17 protein-coding genes and 1 pseudogene are annotated in these 18666 nt (G+C 34.3%); 5 read left to right on the forward strand and 13 right to left on the reverse strand.

Annotated features, from left to right (window positions below; genetic code table 11):
* Positions 1-74: 74 nt before the first annotated feature.
* The 7 genes and pseudogenes from J2Y60_RS11295 to J2Y60_RS11325 form a co-directional block, all read right to left on the reverse strand.
* Positions 75-797 (reverse strand): annotated as a pseudogene (locus J2Y60_RS11295) (DUF2490 domain-containing protein).
* Positions 798-821: 24 nt separating this feature from the next.
* Positions 822-1460, reverse strand: a complete 639-nt coding sequence (locus J2Y60_RS11300) for a MarR family winged helix-turn-helix transcriptional regulator (RefSeq protein ID WP_309917714.1) — start codon at positions 1458-1460, stop codon at positions 822-824.
* 230 nt (positions 1461-1690) lie between these two features.
* Complete coding sequence (locus J2Y60_RS11305; RefSeq protein WP_309917712.1) at positions 1691-2653, reverse strand: sodium-dependent bicarbonate transport family permease; 963 nt, start codon at positions 2651-2653, stop codon at positions 1691-1693.
* Positions 2654-2687: 34 nt separating this feature from the next.
* Complete coding sequence (locus J2Y60_RS11310) at positions 2688-3644, reverse strand: L-threonylcarbamoyladenylate synthase (protein ID WP_309917709.1); 957 nt, start codon at positions 3642-3644, stop codon at positions 2688-2690.
* Positions 3645-3649: 5 nt separating this feature from the next.
* A complete protein-coding gene (locus J2Y60_RS11315) occupies positions 3650-4486 on the reverse strand; it encodes a DUF6671 family protein (RefSeq protein WP_309917706.1) in 837 nt (278 codons plus the stop codon).
* Positions 4487-4497: 11 nt separating this feature from the next.
* The gene (locus J2Y60_RS11320; protein ID WP_309917703.1) at positions 4498-4737 is read right to left on the reverse strand and encodes a hypothetical protein; all 240 of its coding nucleotides are present in this window, start codon (positions 4735-4737) and stop codon (positions 4498-4500) included.
* A gap of 11 nt (positions 4738-4748) precedes the next feature.
* Positions 4749-6185, reverse strand: coding sequence for an NADP-dependent isocitrate dehydrogenase (locus J2Y60_RS11325; protein ID WP_309917700.1), 1437 nt, complete (start codon positions 6183-6185; stop codon positions 4749-4751).
* A gap of 94 nt (positions 6186-6279) precedes the next feature.
* Between J2Y60_RS11325 and J2Y60_RS11330 the strand changes: the two genes are divergently transcribed.
* Positions 6280-7203, forward strand: coding sequence for a LysR family transcriptional regulator (locus tag J2Y60_RS11330; protein WP_309917697.1), 924 nt, complete (start codon positions 6280-6282; stop codon positions 7201-7203).
* 1082 nt (positions 7204-8285) lie between these two features.
* The gene (locus J2Y60_RS11335; protein ID WP_309917695.1) at positions 8286-8858 is read left to right on the forward strand and encodes a recombinase family protein; all 573 of its coding nucleotides are present in this window, start codon (positions 8286-8288) and stop codon (positions 8856-8858) included.
* Positions 8859-9023: 165 nt separating this feature from the next.
* On the opposite strand, the gene J2Y60_RS11340 is transcribed toward J2Y60_RS11335, so the two are convergent.
* Positions 9024-9896: a cation diffusion facilitator family transporter gene (locus J2Y60_RS11340; protein ID WP_309917691.1), complete on the reverse strand. Its 873-nt coding sequence runs from the start codon at positions 9894-9896 to the stop codon at positions 9024-9026.
* Positions 9897-10400: 504 nt separating this feature from the next.
* Between J2Y60_RS11340 and J2Y60_RS11345 the strand changes: the two genes are divergently transcribed.
* Positions 10401-10922 carry a ferritin-like domain-containing protein gene (locus J2Y60_RS11345; protein ID WP_309917687.1) on the forward strand — a complete coding sequence of 174 codons (522 nt, stop codon included), beginning with the start codon at positions 10401-10403 and terminating at the stop codon, positions 10920-10922.
* A gap of 188 nt (positions 10923-11110) precedes the next feature.
* Positions 11111-13270: a catalase gene (locus tag J2Y60_RS11350; protein ID WP_309917684.1), complete on the forward strand. Its 2160-nt coding sequence runs from the start codon at positions 11111-11113 to the stop codon at positions 13268-13270.
* A 125-nt stretch (positions 13271-13395) separates the two neighbouring features.
* Here J2Y60_RS11350 and J2Y60_RS11355 read toward each other — a convergent pair whose 3' ends face one another.
* Both J2Y60_RS11355 and J2Y60_RS11360 read right to left on the reverse strand, forming a co-directional pair.
* Positions 13396-13869: a nicotinamide-nucleotide amidohydrolase family protein gene (locus tag J2Y60_RS11355; RefSeq protein WP_309917681.1), complete on the reverse strand. Its 474-nt coding sequence runs from the start codon at positions 13867-13869 to the stop codon at positions 13396-13398.
* 33 nt (positions 13870-13902) lie between these two features.
* Positions 13903-14751, reverse strand: a complete 849-nt coding sequence (locus tag J2Y60_RS11360) for an SDR family oxidoreductase (RefSeq protein WP_309917678.1) — start codon at positions 14749-14751, stop codon at positions 13903-13905.
* A gap of 99 nt (positions 14752-14850) precedes the next feature.
* Here J2Y60_RS11360 and J2Y60_RS11365 point away from each other — a divergent pair, with 99 nt between their 5' ends.
* Entirely contained in the window at positions 14851-15513 is a 663-nt protein-coding gene (locus tag J2Y60_RS11365; protein ID WP_309917675.1) for a DUF6766 family protein, read from the forward strand.
* Between the two features lie 447 nt (positions 15514-15960).
* On the opposite strand, the gene J2Y60_RS11370 is transcribed toward J2Y60_RS11365, so the two are convergent.
* The 3 genes from J2Y60_RS11370 to J2Y60_RS11380 all read right to left on the reverse strand — a co-directional run bounded on the left by J2Y60_RS11370 (position 15961) and on the right by J2Y60_RS11380 (position 18658).
* Entirely contained in the window at positions 15961-16110 is a 150-nt protein-coding gene (locus tag J2Y60_RS11370) for a DUF2256 domain-containing protein (protein ID WP_309917672.1), read from the reverse strand.
* Between the two features lie 545 nt (positions 16111-16655).
* Positions 16656-16763, reverse strand: coding sequence for an ArsR family transcriptional regulator (locus J2Y60_RS11375; protein WP_309917670.1), 108 nt, complete (start codon positions 16761-16763; stop codon positions 16656-16658).
* A gap of 986 nt (positions 16764-17749) precedes the next feature.
* On the reverse strand, positions 17750-18658 hold the full coding sequence (locus J2Y60_RS11380; RefSeq protein WP_309917668.1) for an LLM class flavin-dependent oxidoreductase: 909 nt from the start codon (positions 18656-18658) through the stop codon (positions 17750-17752).
* Positions 18659-18666: the final 8 nt, after the last annotated feature.

Raw genomic sequence — 18666 nt, forward strand, 5'->3', positions numbered from 1 at the left:
TATAATTATTAAGTTAAATAAAATATTTACCATACTGTCTGTGATACTATTCCTATATAGATAAATTTAAGATTCTAATTATCATTTATGTCGTTATTAATAGTTTTATTAGATGATTTTACTGGAAATATATCAATAAAGTAACCTATTTGAAGAAAATCTCGACCTGTTTCATCATCAATCTTATAATCAAATTGGTGTAAATAGCCGATTTGTATTGTTGAGGCTTTTGTAGGTTTGTAATTGATAGAAAATAACATCCTGTTTCTTTCAAAATATGGTTCGTTATCGGTAAAAAAGATTTCATTGCTTAAATTAATCTGTAGAGGGCTGTATTCACTTCTTTGTTTGCCTAGAGGATATAACAATCCGAGCCTATATCGAAATCGATTTCGATAACCATTACTTGTAAATCTTAATTCAGTTCTATATCGTTGCTCAATCCTAATTTTATTAATGGATTGATATAGAATAACCTATGGCCAAATTCTAAATTCATCATTATTTTTAGGTAAAACAAAATCTCCCCCTTCTCTATAGGTTTGATAACTACCTGTTCCAATGGTTAATACAACGTTTTTAGAAAACTTATAATTAATACCTCCTTTGTACTCATAGTAGTGAAAATTAGTGAAAAATTTTAGTGAACGAATTTGTCCTTCGCCCCAAACACTCCATTTTTCATTGAGATTGTATTTTACATTCAATATACTCCAAGTCCCTAAATCAAATGCTTGAGCCTGAGAATTATTTATCAATAAATAAAATGTAAGCAATATTAAATATAATGTCCTCATCTATTCATCTTTTAATCATAATTGTTAACTGATGGGTGTAATTATGCTACATTTCTTTCTCAAACTTTCAATATTGATATCAATATGTTGCCTGTGATACTTTACTAATTTCAGTAATATATGATAAAGTGTACTTCTTTCAGCTATATCCAAAATAGACGTCAATTCTATCGAAACCATCTTCATTTGAGAAAAAGCTTTAGAAAGTTTTTTTTTGCCTGTATCTGTTAAATTGATTTGTTTACTTCGTTTGTCTGATTGGTTTGACTCTTCAGAAATAAGGTTTGCTTTAATAAGCCTTTTTATTATTTCAAGCCCTGTTGACTTCTCATAAACCATTATATCTATTAACTCAGACTTAGTACAGCTTTTCAAACTTAACAACCTCGACAAAAATGAAAACTCCTCCAAACTAAGATTCGTAGAGTACCCTAATACTAGTTTAGAATACATCTTGGCATAACGATGTAATAAACTATTAAGCATTTCTATATTATTTTCAACATCGGTTTTATCGTGTAACTTATCAAAAGAAATACTATCTCTATTATTATCAATGATAAGCCAAATTAGAAAGGCATCTAAACTTTTACTCGTTTCTTCGTTATCGTAGTACTTTTCAACTTTTGTTATTAATAATTTTAAAAGTTCAAATTTTTCCATTTTGTGTGGTATTTAATATGATACTTGATAATTTCAGAGGAGTAACACGTCTTTTAATGATGAAGCTGTTTAAACTTTCCCTTTCGGGTTAAACTAAGTCTTTTAGAATAGCTTGTTCCAAAATTTACTCAACGTAGCGATGCTATGCTTCGCAAATTTTGAAAAAATCAATTCAAAAATACAATACTTTCACCTCAGAAACTGAAAGTTTAAACAGCTTCGATATATATTTAGAAATACTCAACAATTGCTAGATAAATGGGCATTCCGAAAGTGATGTTGAATGGAAAAGTTATTGCCAAAGCCATCGGTAAAAATAAACCTGGATTTGCTTTTGGTACTGCTATTTTCATGGCAGCGGGTACGGCAATATAAGATGCACTTGCCGCCAAAATAGCAAAGATGAATCTATTGCCTACTTCGTGCGTAATAAAACCACTGGCAATAGCTACCCAACAACCATTAAAAAGAGGTATCAGCACTGCAAACAGTATTGTAAACCAACCCGATTGATAAAAATTATTGATTTTCTTACCGCTAATAATTCCCATGTCTAAAAGAAAAATCGCTAAAAACCCTTTGAATATATCCGTGGTAAAAGGTTTTATACCTTGTGCTTGTTGCTCACTTGCCAACAAACCGATAATTAAACTTCCAATAATCAAGAGTACACTTCCATTGGTTAAAGAGTGTTTTATCACTGTTTTTAAACTTTGTGGTGTATCACTTTTACTGCCGAAAATACGTATCAAAACCACACCGACAATAATTGCAGGTGCTTCCATCACCGACATTACAGCAACCATATAGCCATTCATCGTGAGTTTTTGCATTTCCAAAAACGACACTGCCGTTACAAAAGTTACAGCACTTACCGAGCCGTATGCCGCACAAATTGCTCCTGCATTTTCAATACTTAGCTTCTTTTTCAAGATAAAGAAACTATAAAATGGAATAATACATGCCAATAAAACACCAAAAAGTAAAGCCCAAATAATCTCAAGATTAAATGGACTATGAGCCAACTCTTGCCCACCCTTAAAACCAATAGAAAACAAGAGATATAGCGAAATGAATTTAGAAGAATTTGGCGGAATTTCTAAATCACTCTTGAGTTGTACAGCAATGATGCCCAACACAAAAAACAGCAGTGCTGGATTGGTTAAATTTTCAATTAGTAATTGTAAGTTCATATTGTAAGGATTTAAGAATTATGCTTTTATATATTTATTTGAATCTCGCTCTTTCTAAGCGATCGTTTATACTTCGTCCAATGCCGATATTAGGTAGTTTTTCTATAATGATTGCATCTAATTTTTGTTTATCTAATCGGTGCATTACTGCATACAGATTTGCTCCTGCTTCTTGCAAATCTCCTTTTGTAGATAGCACTTCTTGACACAATTCCAACTTTTCTAGCCTTTCTTTAAATAAGATTAAGCCTACTTTTTTTCTCGAAAAGGATTTTATCATACTCTGAACATCGTCGGTAACAAAGGTGGGCGTTTGCGGAGCGTAGTGTTTCAAAAGCATTCCCGGAGCATCTGGTTGGTCTTTGGCACTGGTTTTAATCACTATTTTACCGATTACTTCTTCTATTTCTTCTATCGAAATCGCTCCATGTCTGAATAAAACCGCTTGGTTATCTACAAATCCGATAATGGTTGATTCTAAGCCTTTTTCACATGCCCCACCATCCAATACTACAGGTATTTGTTCACTAAAATACTCTGCTACGTGTTCTGCGGTTGTTGGGCTAATCGAACCAAATGGATTGGCACTTGGTGCAGCAAGCGGATAATCAAGCAGGTTTAAAAGCGACTGAGCTATTGGATGTTTGGGAATCCTAACAGCAACAGTTTCTTTACCTGCGGTAATGATATTGGGGATAGTCGGATGCTTCTTTAATAATAAAGTAAGTGGCCCAGGCCAAAAATGATTACTCAATTCGATGGCTTGTTCTGGTATTTCTACAGCTACTTTTTCAAGGTACTCGACCGACTTTATATGTACAATCAACGGATTGTAGAAAGGTCTTTGTTTTACTTCAAAAATCTTTTTTACTGCTTGTTCACTGTAAATATTCCCTGCCAATCCATAAACTGTTTCGGTTGGCATACCTATTACTTCGTTATTATTTAAAAAAAGGGCTGCTCTGTTTATATCTTTTGTTACTTCAATCATACATTTTATGGATTACAAAAATCACAATACATAGGATCCTCTGTTGGTTCATTTTCTCGGTATATTTGCTCTGTGTGATACAAACATTTTTGACAGCTAAGTATCACCGTTTTTATAGAACGTGTGGGCATTGAACAAATCCTACAAGGAAGCCCCGAATGAAAACCTGTAATTCCAAAACCGGGTGTCTGACAAATCGGGCAAAGACTTTTGGCTTTTTCAACCAGTTTTTGCGTCGTTTCCCCAATCATTTTCATTCTTGTCGGATTATACATTGCCCTCATATCTGTTTCTACATAAACAAATCCATACTTGTTATAGATGCTATGAAAAACATTTTTCAGGGTTTGCCAATCTATAATTCCTTTGGTCATTAAGGTGAAATTGTCTTTGGAAGGTCGAAGAATAAGACCATGACTGGGGAACTGTACTTTTTGGGCGAAGTCGATTAATTCTTGTTCTGAACGAATGCTTGCACCATCAAAGTTTGTTTCTGTAAAAATCTCGTTTACAGTTATTTCTATTTGATTTTGATAGTCTTTCAATAACAACATTTCTTCATTTGCTATCACAAAAAACAAATATGGATGTAAACCAAAAGAGCCTTCACTTGCCAAAATCAAATCAAACTTATCCTTTTCTCTTGCCAATTCACATTTCATTCTTGCCGTTTCTAAAGGACTATTCGTTCTTTCTACTTCTCCAGTAAATGTTCCCAATACGTCTGTATCTATATTCTCCGACAGAACACATTTTACCCCTAATGCTTCCTCTAAAATGGGTGCTATTACTTGCTCTTTTCGATGTTTAGTTGCAATCAGTAATGTCCGTCCTTCAAACATTTTATGATGAATTAAATCAGAATCCTAGCATCTATATTTACGGTTTCGCCTTGTGTTTGCACATACTTGCGAATTTCGGCTAAATCATGTTGAAGCTCTTTGATTCTTGACTCACGTCTTTTAATATCTTCTTCGTTACTTTCTGAAGAAATTTTACCTTCGTGATATTTAATTTTAACGTGAATCATCTGTGTGATGAGTTCGAGGGCTTCTTTGGCACTGAAGCGACCAAGAATAAGTTGTATTTCCATTCCTTTGTATTTTATTGTCCTTGACCTAAAGAGAAAGCTGCTTTTCCATCAAATTCATACAAGTTTTCTGTCTTGATTGTATCGATAGATAATTCATTAGCATCATACAATAATTGTATAATATCCTGTTTTTGAATATGGTGACTCATGGTTGATTTGAATCGACAACGCCAGTGGTCTGTGCAGAATGTTTCTTTGAAACCATCTGGCCAAACCTTAATGCCACGGTTGGTAATCATCGAAAGTTTTACATCGTCATTATCTAATAATTGTATTTTTTCTGCTAATTCGTTAGGATCTGTACCAGCCCAGTGTACAAATATATCTACCCCAACCAGTTCTTTTTTAGCAGGAGTTTTCCGCTGATACTTCGGTAAATTCAATGCTGTTCCCTTTGAATAATTAACAGGTTTAAAGGTTTGAGGCTGTTTACCCAAATTAGCAATCACTGCCTCAGCAAATTCTTTTGTACCTACTTTCTGTGTACTGATTCCTTCTTTATAAATATCGTAAGTATGAATACCCTCTTCGATAGTTCTTAGCCAAGCATTTTGTACTTTTTCTGCTACGGCTGTTTTGCCTATGTGATTCAACATCATAATCGCTCCTTGTAACAATCCTGAAGGATTAGCAAGGTTTTGTCCTGCTCTTCTTGGAGCCGAGCCATGAATAGCTTCAAACATGGCACATTCTTCACCAATGTTGGCCGAACCTGCCAAGCCAACCGAACCTGCAATTTGTGCGGCTACGTCCGAGAGTACATCGCCGTACAAATTCGGCATTACAATTACGTCAAAAGCTTCTGGTGTGTCAGCCATTTTTGCCGCTCCGATGTCGATAATCCAATGTTCATTTTCTATTGTTGGATACTCTTTGGCTATTTCATCAAACACTTGGTGGAACAAACCATCTGTTTGTTTCATGATATTATCTTTGGTGAAACAAGTCACTTTTTTACGTCCGTATTGTTTGGCGTATTCAAAAGCATAACGAACTATTTTCTCACAGCCCGGACGGCTAATTAATTTCAAACATTGTACTACTTCATCTGTCTGCTGGTGTTCAATCCCTGCGTACAAATCTTCTTCGTTTTCTCGGATAATCACGATATCCATTGCAGGGTGCTTCGTTTTTACAAAAGGATGTAAACTTGTACAAGGGCGAACATTTGAGTAAAGCCCTAAAAACTTACGAGTAGTTACATTCAGACTTTTATAACCGCCGCCTTGCGGAGTAGTAATGGGAGCTTTCAAGAATACTTTGTTTCTTCGCACTACATCCCAAGATTCCTTAGCGATACCAGCCGTATTTCCTGCCAAATACACTTTTTCGCCTACTTCAATTTCCTCGACTTCAATAGCCGCTCCTGCTGCTAAGATGATTGCTAAAGTGGCATCCATAATTTCTGGCCCAATGCCATCGCCTTTTGCTACTGTGATTCGTGTCATGTTGATTTGCTTTTATTTTTTGACTTTGCAAAAGTCTAAAATGTCGTTCATATATTTTTATTTATATTTGTAATGATAATCATTAAATATATTTATGAATTATACTTTGCATCAGCTACAAGTATTCTTGAAAGTAACCCAAACACAGAGTATCACAAAGGCATCGGAAGAGTTGCATTTAACGCAACCTGCGGTGTCGATTCAACTCCGAAACTTTCAAGAACAATTCGATATTCCATTGACAGAAGTAGTTGGAAGAAAGCTATTTATCACAGATTTTGGAAAAGAAATAGCTATTGCTGCCGAGCGAATTTTGGATGAAGTAAATGCCATTAATTTTAAAACATTGGCTTATAGAGGACAGCTATCTGGACGGCTAAAACTTTCTGTAGTTTCTACAGGAAAATATGTAATTCCTTACTTTTTAACTGATTTTTTGAAACAACATGAAGGCATAGAATTGATTTTGGATGTAACCAATAAAGCCAAAGTATTAGAAAGTTTAGAGAGTAATGAAGTAGATTTTTCATTAGTATCTGTCTTACCTGACAAATTACAGATTGAAAAAATTGCTTTGATGCAAAACAAATTATTTTTGGTAGGTAACACACAAGAATCCTTTATCAATAAAAATTACGAAAAAGATATTTTTGAGACGCTACCCCTTATCTATAGAGAAAAAGGCTCGGGAACAAGACATACGATGGAAAAATATGTTGAAGAGAATAAAGTTTCGGTTAGAAAAAAAATGGAACTGACTTCCAACGAAGCAGTAAAGCAAGCAGTAATTGCGGGTTTAGGTTATTCAATTATGCCATTGATTGGTATAAAAAATGAGATCCTCAACGGAGATTTACAAATCATTGCAGTCAACGGATTACCCATTATTACTACTTGGCATTTAATTTGGCTAAAAGGGAAAAACTTCTCCCCAGTAGCAAAAGCTTATCTGAATTATCTTCAAGAAGAAAAAACAAAAATCATTCATGATAAATTTAATTGGTTTGAAAAGTTTTGAGCTAGTTATTTAATTTTACTAGGCTATTTCATAGTTTGTTAATTTCAAAAAGATTAACACCACCAATATTTAATTTTTTTAAATGATTAAATTAAACCAAATAAATTGGAATAATAAAACATAAAGACAGGCTGCAAGTTAAATGAATTTACAAACTTAACGTTAATCATGTAGAATGGAACTTGTAAACTATAAGGTTAGTATATAGATAAAGGAGGTAATGATTTATCAACTAATTTCTATGTATATTCAATATTTATTTCTGATTATCAGACATTTATATATGGTAAGAAATGCCAAATAAACATTCAAACATTTGAAGATTGTAAAGTAGAATATACATCTTTTACTATCCTAAACATCCTTGCTGACCAATATTTGATATTAAATAAATTCTTCAGAATAATTGTTGAAAGAGCTTATGCTTTCCAAAAAGTTAAATCCCAGCCTTTAGCTTATAAAGAATACAGCTAATGATTTCATAAGTCGGAACTTTGTGCTTAAACCCTCATTTTCTCAGAGGTAAATCACAAATTATTTCCGATTCTATTATACCTTTGCTGAGTACGTAGTACATAAAAAGGTTGCTTTGGTATGGTTCACAAAACAAATATCAGCGACCTTTTTTTATTTTTAAGCAATTCTAGGAAAAAGTCAAGATGACTTCGTAGCGGTCAATTAAATTACTATTACTAATAGACTATTGTTTTTTTGCAAGCTTTCAAAATTACGGCTTTGTTTAATTTATCTAAGCATTGTAGTGGTTTATCTTAGTAAAAAGCTTAATATCTCACCTATATAGTATTTGAAATTAATTAGACTATTTCCCTATTCCTTTGGAGGTTTGTTTCCAAAAGGCAAAAGTGATAGGAGCTTCGCTAGAGCAGTATGAATTAAAAGATAATGCAGTTATTTTGAGATGATAAAAAACGTAATATTTCTAATCTCATTAAACGACCGTTTGATGAGACAAGAATGCTTGCTACTATTTTCGCTAACTTTATGTGTTATCTTGTATCAAATTGTTATCTTGTAAAACAAAATATCAAGATGTGATATTTTAATGGTTAATGATACAAAATATGAAGATAGGATATGCTAGGGTTTCTACCCAAGACCAAAATTTAGATTTACAAACAGATGACTTAACAAAATTTGGCTGTGAAAGAATTTACCAAGAAAAAGTATCTTCTGGGAAGGAGCGACCACAACTAGTAAGACTACTAGATAATTTGAGAGCAGGAGATACACTTATTGTCTGGAAACTAGATCGTTTAGGTAGGTCATTAAAGGAATTAATTCAGTTAATCGAAATGCTGGAAAATAAGAAAATCCATTTTGTATCCATAAAAGATACGATTGATACTTCGAGTGCTCAAGGGAGATTATTCCTAAATATTTTTGCTTCGTTGGCAGAATTTGAGCGCGATATCATCCGTGAAAGAACCAGAGCAGGCTTGGCCTCAGCCAGAGCAAGGGGACGTACTGGAGGAAGAAAAAAGGGATTAAGTTCTGATGCGTTAAAAAAAGCAGAAACGGCAGTGATGCTGTATCAACAAAAGAAATCAGCAGATGAAATTGCTAGTATTATAGGTGTTGGAAGAGCAACTGTGTATCGGTATTTAGAGGCAATGGGACAGAAAAGAAATTTGTGAATTGCTCTAAAAGAAAAGTCTTTCTGGTATAGTTTTTAATTCTCTCTTTAAAACATAATAGCGATGAAAAGCACGTATATACAGCTACGGGTTATAGTTGGAATGGAATGATGTATAGCCATTTGGAATCATATCATCGCATATTAAATCAAGATATAGCTTTTCCTATATATTATTAGGCTCAATATGTATCAAAATTTGTCCAAGTTGAGGCAATTCTTTTTGCAATGTGTCTTTTAAATGATGTGCAATATCGTGCCCCTGTTTTACGGTTAAGTTCCCATCTACTGTGGCATGCAAGTCTACATGGTATTTCATACCTGCTTTTCGGATAAAGCATTTTTCAGTATCAACTACGCCATTTACAGTTATGGCAACTATTCTGATTTCGGCTATTAAATCATCATATACATGTTCGTCCATGATTTCACCCAATGCTGGCCTAAAGATTAAATAACTATTATATAATATAAATCCTGATGCAAAGAGTGCAGCCCAATCGTCGGCCGATTCAAAACCTTTTCCAAAGTACAACGCAATAGAAATGCCTATAAATGCAGAAATAGAAGTTATTGCATCGCTTCTATGGTGCCAAGCATCTGCTTTTAATGAAGAACTATGGGTTTCTTTACTCTTTTTAATGACTATTTGATAAGATATTTCCTTCCAAATAATTATTATTCCTAAAACTACTAACGTCCACGCTTTTGGTAATTCGTGTGGAGTGCCTATATTATGTATGCTTTCATGAGCAATAATTACGGCAGAGGTTATTAAAAAAACAACGACTAAAAAGGTAATTAATGGTTCTATTCGACCATGTCCATAAGGGTGATTTTTATCAGGAGGTCTGTTGGCATATTTAAGTCCAAATAATACTAGAATAGAAGAAAAAATATCTGTGGTAGATTCAATTGCATCTGCTATCAGTGCATACGAGTTTCCAAAAAATCCAGCAAATCCTTTTGCAATGGCCAAGGCTAAATTCCCTATTATACTAAAATAAGTTGTTCTTATCGCCTTCTGTTCGTTTGTCATTCTTTATCAAGGTTTTTAAGGTTACGTATAATATTTATATACCAGTAATTGGACTATGTTATTGTATAACCCTTTCCAAGGTTACTTTATTCCAAAAAGATTAATATTCTTATTGCACTATACCGTTATGACAAATATAGGCAAAAGGGGTCTTGTAAAACATACACAATAGTTTTAACTCAAAAAGATGCACAAAGTGACTACGAAGTTTAAATGATTTTCATGCTGTTTATAGCGATTAATAAAGAAACCTATTTGGGTAACGGTTATTAGTTTAGCATATCTACTTGTGGATATTTATAAGCATTATTAATTGACATCAAATGAGGTAGTTATACCACATTGTATTAATAACTAATACGTTTGGGGGTACTTCTTACTCATTATACGATATAAATAATATGTGGTATATATTTTTTTACTATTTAATCAAAACACTCATGTGCTTGAACGTTAGCATGTTGTGTTATTAAGCAATCTATTCAAACTTAATTTGAAGAAAAAATGAAAAACACACAAAAAAAATCAGATGTGGCTACTGGCCTGAGCGAATTATTTGAAGACAGCTTAAAAGATATTTATTATGCTGAAAAAGCATTGACGAAAGCTTTGCCAAAAATGGCTAAAAAAGCTACTTCCCAAGAATTGATAGATGCCATTACGGAACATTTGACAGTTACCGAAGGTCAGGTGGATAGACTGGAAAAAGTATTTGAAGTATTAGGATTAAAAGCACAAACCAAGAAATGCGAAGCCATAGAAGGGTTGATTAAGGAAGCAGAGGAAATTATGGAAAGTACGCAAGAAGGCGTAGTGCGTGATGCAGGTATTATTGCTGCAAGCCAAAAAGTGGAACACTACGAAATAGCCACTTATGGAACATTGGTAGCTTTTGCGAACACACTTGGAGAAAAAGAGGCAGCGCATTTGTTGAGCCAAACCTTAGAAGAAGAGAAAGAAGCCGATAGTGCATTATCGAACATTGCAGAAAGTTCAATCAATATTGAAGCTGCAGAAGAGGTATAGGCAAATCGTAACTCAAGTCAGGTAATAATGAGACTCTCTTTGAGCATTGGTATATTATCAATGCTCGAAGAGAGTTCTGTTATAAGGCTCCCAATTAATCTTTTAAAATACTTTAATTGGAAGTTATTGGCTGGTAATAAAGGTATTTAAGTGTGTTTTATTCTACTAAAATCTCATCCGTTAGAAAAATGAAAAAATCAACTAATAAAAAACAAGCTGACCTTGACAGTAATAAAGAAGATAGTCAACATCAATTCCTTACTACAAATCAGGGATTAAAGATTAATGACAACCAAAATTCACTGAAAGCGGGAGAACGAGGGCCTTCTTTACTGGAAGATTTTATACTTCGAGAGAAAATTACGCACTTTGACCATGAAAGAATTCCAGAACGTGTTGTTCATGCAAGGGGAGAAGCAGCACATGGGTATTTTCAGGTTTATGAATCTATGGCTCCTTATACAAAAGCTAAGTTTCTACAAGACCCTGCTCAAAAAACGCCAGTATTTGTGCGTTTTTCAACCGTTGCTGGTTCGCGTGGCTCAAGTGATTTAGCACGTGATGTCAGAGGATTTGCTGTTAAGTTCTATACTGAAGAAGGAAATTATGATTTGGTAGGTAATAATGTCCCTGTTTTCTTTATTCAAGACGCTATCAAATTTCCTGATTTAATTCACGCAGTTAAGCCAGAGCCTCATAATGAAATTCCGCAAGCAGCCTCTGCCCATGATACTTTCTGGGACTTTATCTCATTATTACCCGAAAGTATGCATATGATTATGTGGGTAATGAGCGACCGTGCCCTTCCTAGAAGTCTACGCATGATTGAAGGCTTTGGTGTGCATACCTTTAAATTTATCAATGAGCAAGGTAAGGCGTTCTTTGTAAAGTTTCACTGGAAACCTTTGTTGGGAGTACATTCGGTAAGTTGGGATGAAGCCCAAAAAATTTCAGGGAAAGACCCTGATTTTCATCGCCGTGATTTATGGGAAGCGATTGAAAGTGGCAATTTTCCTGAATGGGAGTTTGGTGTTCAACTTGTTCCCGAAGAAGATGAACATAAATTCGAGTTTGATTTGCTAGACCCTACTAAACTAATTCCCGAAGAGCTAGTACCAGTAATGAAAATTGGTAAAATGACATTGGATAGAAATCCTGATAACTTTTTTGCTGAAACCGAACAAGTGGCTTTTCACCCAGGACACCTTGTCCCTGGTATTGATTTTACCAATGATCCTCTTTTACAAGGACGTTTGTTTTCATATACCGATACTCAGCTCACTCGTTTAGGAAGTCCAAATTTTCACGAAATTCCTATTAATCGCCCAATTGCTCCAGTGCATAATAATCAGCGAGATGGACATATGCGACAGACAATTAATCATAGCAAAACAAGCTATGACCCTAACACCCTAAGTGGTGGATGCCCTTTTCAGGCTAAAATGAGTGAAGGAGGCTTTACTAGCCATAATGAACGCATTGAAGCCCACAAGATTCGTGGTCGTAGTCAAAGCTTTTTTGACCATTTCAGTCAAGCTACACTTTTTTTCAACAGTCAATCTGATTATGAAAAAAATCATATCGTAGATGCCTTGAGCTTTGAATTAGGAAACGTGAAAGCGGAATATATTCGTAAAAGAATGCTCAAAATGCTTTGGTATATAGACAAAGGATTGGCTGCAAAAGTGGCCTACAATTTAGGAATATCAATTCCTTCTGCCTTAGAAACACCTTTAAATCAGAGTTATCCTGCTGATGCAGATGTGGCTTCTTATCAGCCTGTTATCGTAAAGAGTTCATTAGAGAAATCAGAAGCTCTAAGTATGGCATCCACCGTGAAGAATTCTATTCTCACCCGTAAGATAGCCTTCCTAGTAGCAGACGGAGTCAGTGAAAATTCACTCAAAACGATGAAGAGTATTTTGCAAGCTCAAGGGGCTGTAGTGGAAATAATTGCACCAAAATTAGGCGTCGTTATTACAGAAAATGATCAAGAAATAAAAGTAGATAAGAGCTTTCTAACAGCTGCATCAGTACTATATGATGCGGTATACGTACCCGGGGGTTCCAATAGTGTGGCCTATCTAGAAGCTGATGCCGATGCGATTCATTTTCTGAATGAAACCTTCAAGCATTGTAAAGCAATTGCGGCCGATTCAGCTGCCTTGCCAGTATTAAAGGCTACCTATTTTGGAAGCAAAATTCCTGAAAATTATAAGGATGTGTCTGAGATACTGGAAGGTGTATTTATCAACAACTCGATAGAAGCATTAGCTGGTGATTTTATAAATGCTATTGCATTACATCGTTTCTGGCAACGAGAAAAGAAAGATAAAGTACCAGCTTAAATAGCGCTGATTTATAAAACGAATAAAACCTCTACCTATTTTTTATGCTAATTCTACACCTATTATTTATTTTATACCTTTTCAATTATTTTTTATGAAAAAACAAGCGAAAATTAACCCTATGTTTATACGTACGTCAACAAAAGTTGGGCAACTTGGTCTATGGTTTGCATTACAATTTCTTCAGGAGACCCCTTAAAGATTTCTTTAATTCCGATAGATTTGTCTTTCGTTACCAGATGAATAAACATCGTACCAACAGGCTTTTGGAGTGTTTCGCTTCCCCCACTACTAGTAAGCCCTGTAATCGCTACTTGAACATCAGCATCTATTAAGGATTTTAATCTATGAGCCAACTCTTTGGTTACTTCGGCCGATTCTGGAGTATATTTTTTAATCATTTCGGTAGGCACACCCAAAATAGTTTCTTTAAGACAAGCATCATAGCAAACTAATCCACCTTTCAGTAGTTTCCCCGAATCCTCTACCATCGAGTACTCAGCAGCAGCTCTTCCTGCAGTGGCACTTTCAGCAAAAGCAATCGTTAGGCGGTTTGCTACTAAATGTTTGCTACTTTTTGTTACTAGGATAGAAGGCATATAAATGATTTTTAGATGATTATAGTTTTGTATTTAAGTATTGATGATGACTCCACCATTAGGATGAATCACTTGACCAGTTATATATGAGCTATCTTCAGAGGCTAGAAAAACAAAAGCTGTAGCTACTTCCCAAGGTTGTCCGCCCCGTTGCATGGGTGTATCTTTTCCAAAGTCTTCTTTCTTCTGATCTGGGAATGTCGAAGCAACCAATGGCGTCCATATAGGTCCGGGTGCAACAGCATTTACACGTATATTTTTGTGTGCTAAACTAGCCGACAACGATCTGGTAAAACTAATCAAAGCACCTTTGCTGGAAGAATAGTCAATCAAATGGCCATTCCCTTGATAAGCCACCACAGAAGCAGTGATAATAATACAACCACCTTCTTTGAGGTATTTTAGGGCTTCTTGAACCATGTGGAAAGACCCGAAGACATTTATTTTAAACGTTTCTTCCCAATCTTTTGATTTTACTTTAGTAAAATCCTCTTGAGGATGTTGTATGCCCGCATTGTTAACTAATATATCTAATTTGTTAAAACGCTTGATGACAGCTTGAGTCGCTCGTCTTGGAGTAGATGGGTCTAATAAATCCCCACCTATCAAGAAACATTCTCTTCCTTCATCTTCAATAAGTTCTTTGGTGATATTGGCATCTTTGTTCTCTGAAGGATGATAAAGAATAGCAATATTAGCACCTTCTCTAGCAAAATGCAGGGCAATTGCTCTCCCAATACCACTATCTCCTCCTGTAATAAAGGCTATTTTGTTTGTCAATTTACCCGACCCTCGATAATTATTTCTAATAAATACCATCTCAGAAGTAGTTTTATTATTGATTCCGGGAGTATTATCCTTAGTTGTTTTTTGCGCTTTCATATCATATAAGTTTAGTTTTCATAAAACCTTTAAAAAATTATACCACCATTTCTTGGTGGTATAATTTTTTAATCTATCAATAAAATAAACATTTAGATTATGAAGAAAAATAATTCTTTTTGGAGAAACAATGGATTGTCATTAGCCTTATTAGGCTGTTTTTTGCTCTTTTGGCTAGGGCAGGCTCTTACTGGATGGCAAGAACATAATCAAGAATTAAACGAACATGGAGCCTCTAGTTTAACATTTGGAGCTTATCTTCAAACAGGACATTTTTTATCGGCCACCTTTGAAAACTGGGAAAGCGAATTTTTTCAGATGATAGTTTATGTATTATTTACGATTTCTCTCAGACAAAAAGGTTCTGCTGAATCCAAAGCATTAGAAGGGGAGGAGAGTGAAGATAAAGAACCCAAAGTTCATCCAAATGCTCCTTGGGCTGTTAAGCAAGGAGGTATATGGCTGAAACTTTATCAAAACTCTCTTACGATAGCATATGCTTTATTATTTACCATCTCTTTTAGTTTACATGCCTGTGGAAGTTATGAAGTCTATAGACAAGAGCAATTCTTAAACCACGAAGAGGCTATTTCATTCTCAAAGTATCTTGTCGGAAGTCGCTTTTGGTTTGAATCGTTTCAAAATTGGCAGAGTGAATTTTTAGCGGTGTTATCTATTGTATTTTTGAGTATTTATTTGCGTCAAAAAGGTTCACCAGAATCTAAGCCTGTAGACGCACCTTATGAAAAGACGGGGAAATAGTAAACCCAATAAAATATTATTTAACAAAGCATGAATTATGTACCAAACACAAGGCTTATATTTTTAACCACAAACAGATTATTTATAGACTAGGAAGGTACTCGTTGGCATGATGATGTATTGCATGTTTTACTTTCATCCCATTTATAAAAGGCTTTGACCAGTGTAATAAGTTTTGTATTTTTTAGCAAAGCCCCATACTTCTTGGTTCGATCCTCTCTATCAGAGGGATATATTTTCTCATATCTTACTATTGTTCACTGGCTTGTTCATAGTTTACAGATTTTTTTGAGTAAGAAATTTTATAATACTTTATGCTAACTCTGTAGAAAGCTTTATTCATGGGAATTGTATTGTCTGAAAAATAAAAACGCTTCAACTAGATAAATTGAATCATCTATAGCAAATAAAAGACTACCTTGAAATAGTTGATGTGGGGAAATGAGTTTAATTGTTTGTATGCGCTGTGTTTTTATTCCTCCTACATTTTTCACTACAATACTTAACGTCAGCCCAATGTTTTTCCCATTTTTTCCGCCACGTAAATGGCAGATTACACACAGGGCAAGTTTTTTGTGGAAATTCACTTCTTTTCATGTATTTGGCTTTAAGTCCTATGATACAACATACTTTTAGTAGAATTGTTTTTGAGGGTTTATTTATTATCCTTTACGTATGTTAGAAATTTCCTACCACTTGAAGTATTCACCGTTACTTTTGGGGCAACCATTCACTAATAACATTTTTAGAAAACTTTCATACAATTCAATTGCAGAAAAAAGCATTTTATTAGTGACAACCTAAAACCTTTTCAGATAACGCAATAATCACTAAAGGTTTTTGAAGAACTTGATGATGGTCAAAAACATTGGTATTACACAACTAAAAATTTGCCCATCTTCATTGCGCACCGTTCCGCCACAATCAATAAAATTTTTGGTGATAACTCCACTGCTGTTATGCGAAGATGCACAGACACTCTTTGTCTATTTTCTAATTCAAAACTTACTTCTTAAGCAGTTGCTAATATTGCTTTGATTTCTGATAGTGTTATATTTTTATTTGTTTTAACAATGGTTTTAATTATTATTTTCAAGTTAATTGAAAAAACTATTAAAGTATTTTAAATCTTCAATGGCAGTTTAATTGATACAGTAACAAACAGAATTACCTTTAATTATTCTTGCATTTTTAAGTTCTTTCAAATGTTGTGAAATAGAGGGCTGATTCAAATGTAATTCGTTTTCCATATCACCACAGAGACAACTATCATCAGTTATAAATAATCAGCTATCGTTATTCTTACAGGATATCCAAAGGCTTTAATAATAACAGATAATTCACATTCCTTTACTTTAACATTTTAATATCGCATTATTATGACTCATGTTTCCAAAGAGCAACACTGACACTTTTGGAAATATTGTTGGAAGACTGATTTAAGTTAATTGTTTTTTTATCAATAAATCACAATTAGTCTCTTTAGCTAAATTATTGGCGAACTTTATAATTTGACTGCATAATGTTTTTTGTGGAAAGGACTAATATAAAAGTAGAACAACTAGATTTTTCTAATGATTAGATTGGTATCACTTAAATCAAAAATATACTCAACGCCAATATCTTTGAGCTTTGCTAACGTTTGAATTTACTTTTACAACCACTTTACTTTTAGTATAGTATGGAAGAGTTAATTTAGAAAGCTTTTCGTAAAATAGCTCTGTGAAATGTAGAGGAGTATTAGCAATTATTTCTAGTGCTTCACTACCATTCTTAGTTTTCAGAATAGTATAGTTATCATGGAAATAAAGTTGAGGATACTATACCAATAATAAAGCTAGTTTTACTAAGTATTCGAGCCTTTTCCCAAGAGATAATGCACCGTATTAATATCAAATACATCCAGTCCTTGTTCAGATGTACCTAACCAAAATTGTACCCAAACCATTTACATTTGAATATGAGATGTTGCTAGTATTTCTACGAGTTTTGATGGGATAAGTTGACTTAATTGTATGGCAGGATATGCCTAGCGGATTTCGGGAGATTGGCGGGCCGAAATGTATAAAGACGTAGAACTTGATATAGAATAATACTCAACTAGTGATAGGAGTCATTTTCCTATTGCTGAAGGAGGACGAACAGGTGTTTAATACTAAATTATATATTATAGGGTTATTTATTAAACTTTTGATGCTGAATAAATAACCCTGTAATATATAAAAATTGTAATGTTTTAATTGAGAGCTTTATTAATAAGCTCAATTGAAGTTAATCTATCAGATGGTTTCATGGCTACATTCATAAAAATCATTTCATCGATACCATAGTTTTCTTGGAAAGATAAAAGGGTTTCTTGAAAGAGGTTTTTACAACCTACTAAATTGATATCATATCCTAATTTTAGGCCTTTGATTACCCTTTTTGCTTTTTGGGTAGTTTCGTGACATGCCCCTGAAAACACCATATTGACTTGTGGTTTTCTATGATGTTTTTGATAAAAAAGCTCTTTAAACTCACTTAATTTCTCTTTTTGATAGTTTAAGTCGGAGCCAAAATGAAAGATAGAACGAGAAAGATTAGAGCCTGTTTCTATGGCACGCGTCATGCTATTGCCATAGCCAACCCCCAACGACCATATTTGAGGCACAACCCCTTTGAAAGGAGGAATAACAATTTGGTCATTCTCAAAAAGGGTATCTTCTTCTTGCAATAGATGTACCACTTCTTTGTATTTACGCTCAAAAGAGAGATGCACTTCTTTCTTATCTGCCTTGATGGTATTATTGGCCACGGCTTGGCTAACTCCACCATTTGCCATGCCTAAATCAATTCTATCACCATAAAGGTTATTATATAATTTGAAGCTACAAGCTACATGATAAGGGTCGTGAATGCCAATAAGAATACCTGCTACACCTATTCTTATTTTTTCAGTCATACCTGCTACAATAGGCACAAGTGAATCAGGACAATTCCAAGTCAGGGTTGGGTCACCAATATGGTGTTCAGCAAGCCATATTCTTGAATAATCTAAGGCTTCTGCATGAATAGCGTATTCGATTAGGTCTTGCACTCTGAGAAGGCTATTCATTTTATTTTCTCTAATGCCAAAGTCAAGTAAACCTATTTTTATTTTTTTCATCGTGATAA

This window comes from Arcicella sp. BE140, from assembly GCF_031456255.1.
Taxonomy (GTDB): Bacteria; Bacteroidota; Bacteroidia; order Cytophagales; family Spirosomataceae; genus Arcicella; species Arcicella aquatica.

Excerpts from the sequence above, each read along its gene's own strand:
- J2Y60_RS11380 (WP_309917668.1), bottom strand. The coding sequence starts at position 18,658 with ATGAAAAAAATAAAAATAGGTTTACTTGACTTTGGCATTAGAGAAAAT.
- J2Y60_RS11320 (WP_309917703.1), bottom strand. The coding sequence starts at position 4,737 with ATGGAAATACAACTTATTCTTGGTCGCTTCAGTGCCAAAGAAGCCCTC.
- J2Y60_RS11345 (WP_309917687.1), top strand. The coding sequence starts at position 10,401 with ATGAAAAACACACAAAAAAAATCAGATGTGGCTACTGGCCTGAGCGAA.
- J2Y60_RS11370 (WP_309917672.1), bottom strand. The coding sequence starts at position 16,110 with ATGAAAAGAAGTGAATTTCCACAAAAAACTTGCCCTGTGTGTAATCTG.
- J2Y60_RS11325 (WP_309917700.1), bottom strand. The coding sequence starts at position 6,185 with ATGACACGAATCACAGTAGCAAAAGGCGATGGCATTGGGCCAGAAATT.
- J2Y60_RS11360 (WP_309917678.1), bottom strand. The coding sequence starts at position 14,751 with ATGAAAGCGCAAAAAACAACTAAGGATAATACTCCCGGAATCAATAAT.
- J2Y60_RS11365 (WP_309917675.1), top strand. The coding sequence starts at position 14,851 with ATGAAGAAAAATAATTCTTTTTGGAGAAACAATGGATTGTCATTAGCC.
- J2Y60_RS11335 (WP_309917695.1), top strand. The coding sequence starts at position 8,286 with ATGAAGATAGGATATGCTAGGGTTTCTACCCAAGACCAAAATTTAGAT.
- J2Y60_RS11300 (WP_309917714.1), bottom strand. The coding sequence starts at position 1,460 with ATGGAAAAATTTGAACTTTTAAAATTATTAATAACAAAAGTTGAAAAG.
- J2Y60_RS11305 (WP_309917712.1), bottom strand. The coding sequence starts at position 2,653 with ATGAACTTACAATTACTAATTGAAAATTTAACCAATCCAGCACTGCTG.
- J2Y60_RS11375 (WP_309917670.1), bottom strand. The coding sequence starts at position 16,763 with ATGGAAAACGAATTACATTTGAATCAGCCCTCTATTTCACAACATTTG.
- J2Y60_RS11310 (WP_309917709.1), bottom strand. The coding sequence starts at position 3,644 with ATGATTGAAGTAACAAAAGATATAAACAGAGCAGCCCTTTTTTTAAAT.
- J2Y60_RS11355 (WP_309917681.1), bottom strand. The coding sequence starts at position 13,869 with ATGCCTTCTATCCTAGTAACAAAAAGTAGCAAACATTTAGTAGCAAAC.
- J2Y60_RS11350 (WP_309917684.1), top strand. The coding sequence starts at position 11,111 with ATGAAAAAATCAACTAATAAAAAACAAGCTGACCTTGACAGTAATAAA.
- J2Y60_RS11340 (WP_309917691.1), bottom strand. The coding sequence starts at position 9,896 with ATGACAAACGAACAGAAGGCGATAAGAACAACTTATTTTAGTATAATA.
- J2Y60_RS11315 (WP_309917706.1), bottom strand. The coding sequence starts at position 4,486 with ATGTTTGAAGGACGGACATTACTGATTGCAACTAAACATCGAAAAGAG.
- J2Y60_RS11330 (WP_309917697.1), top strand. The coding sequence starts at position 6,280 with ATGAATTATACTTTGCATCAGCTACAAGTATTCTTGAAAGTAACCCAA.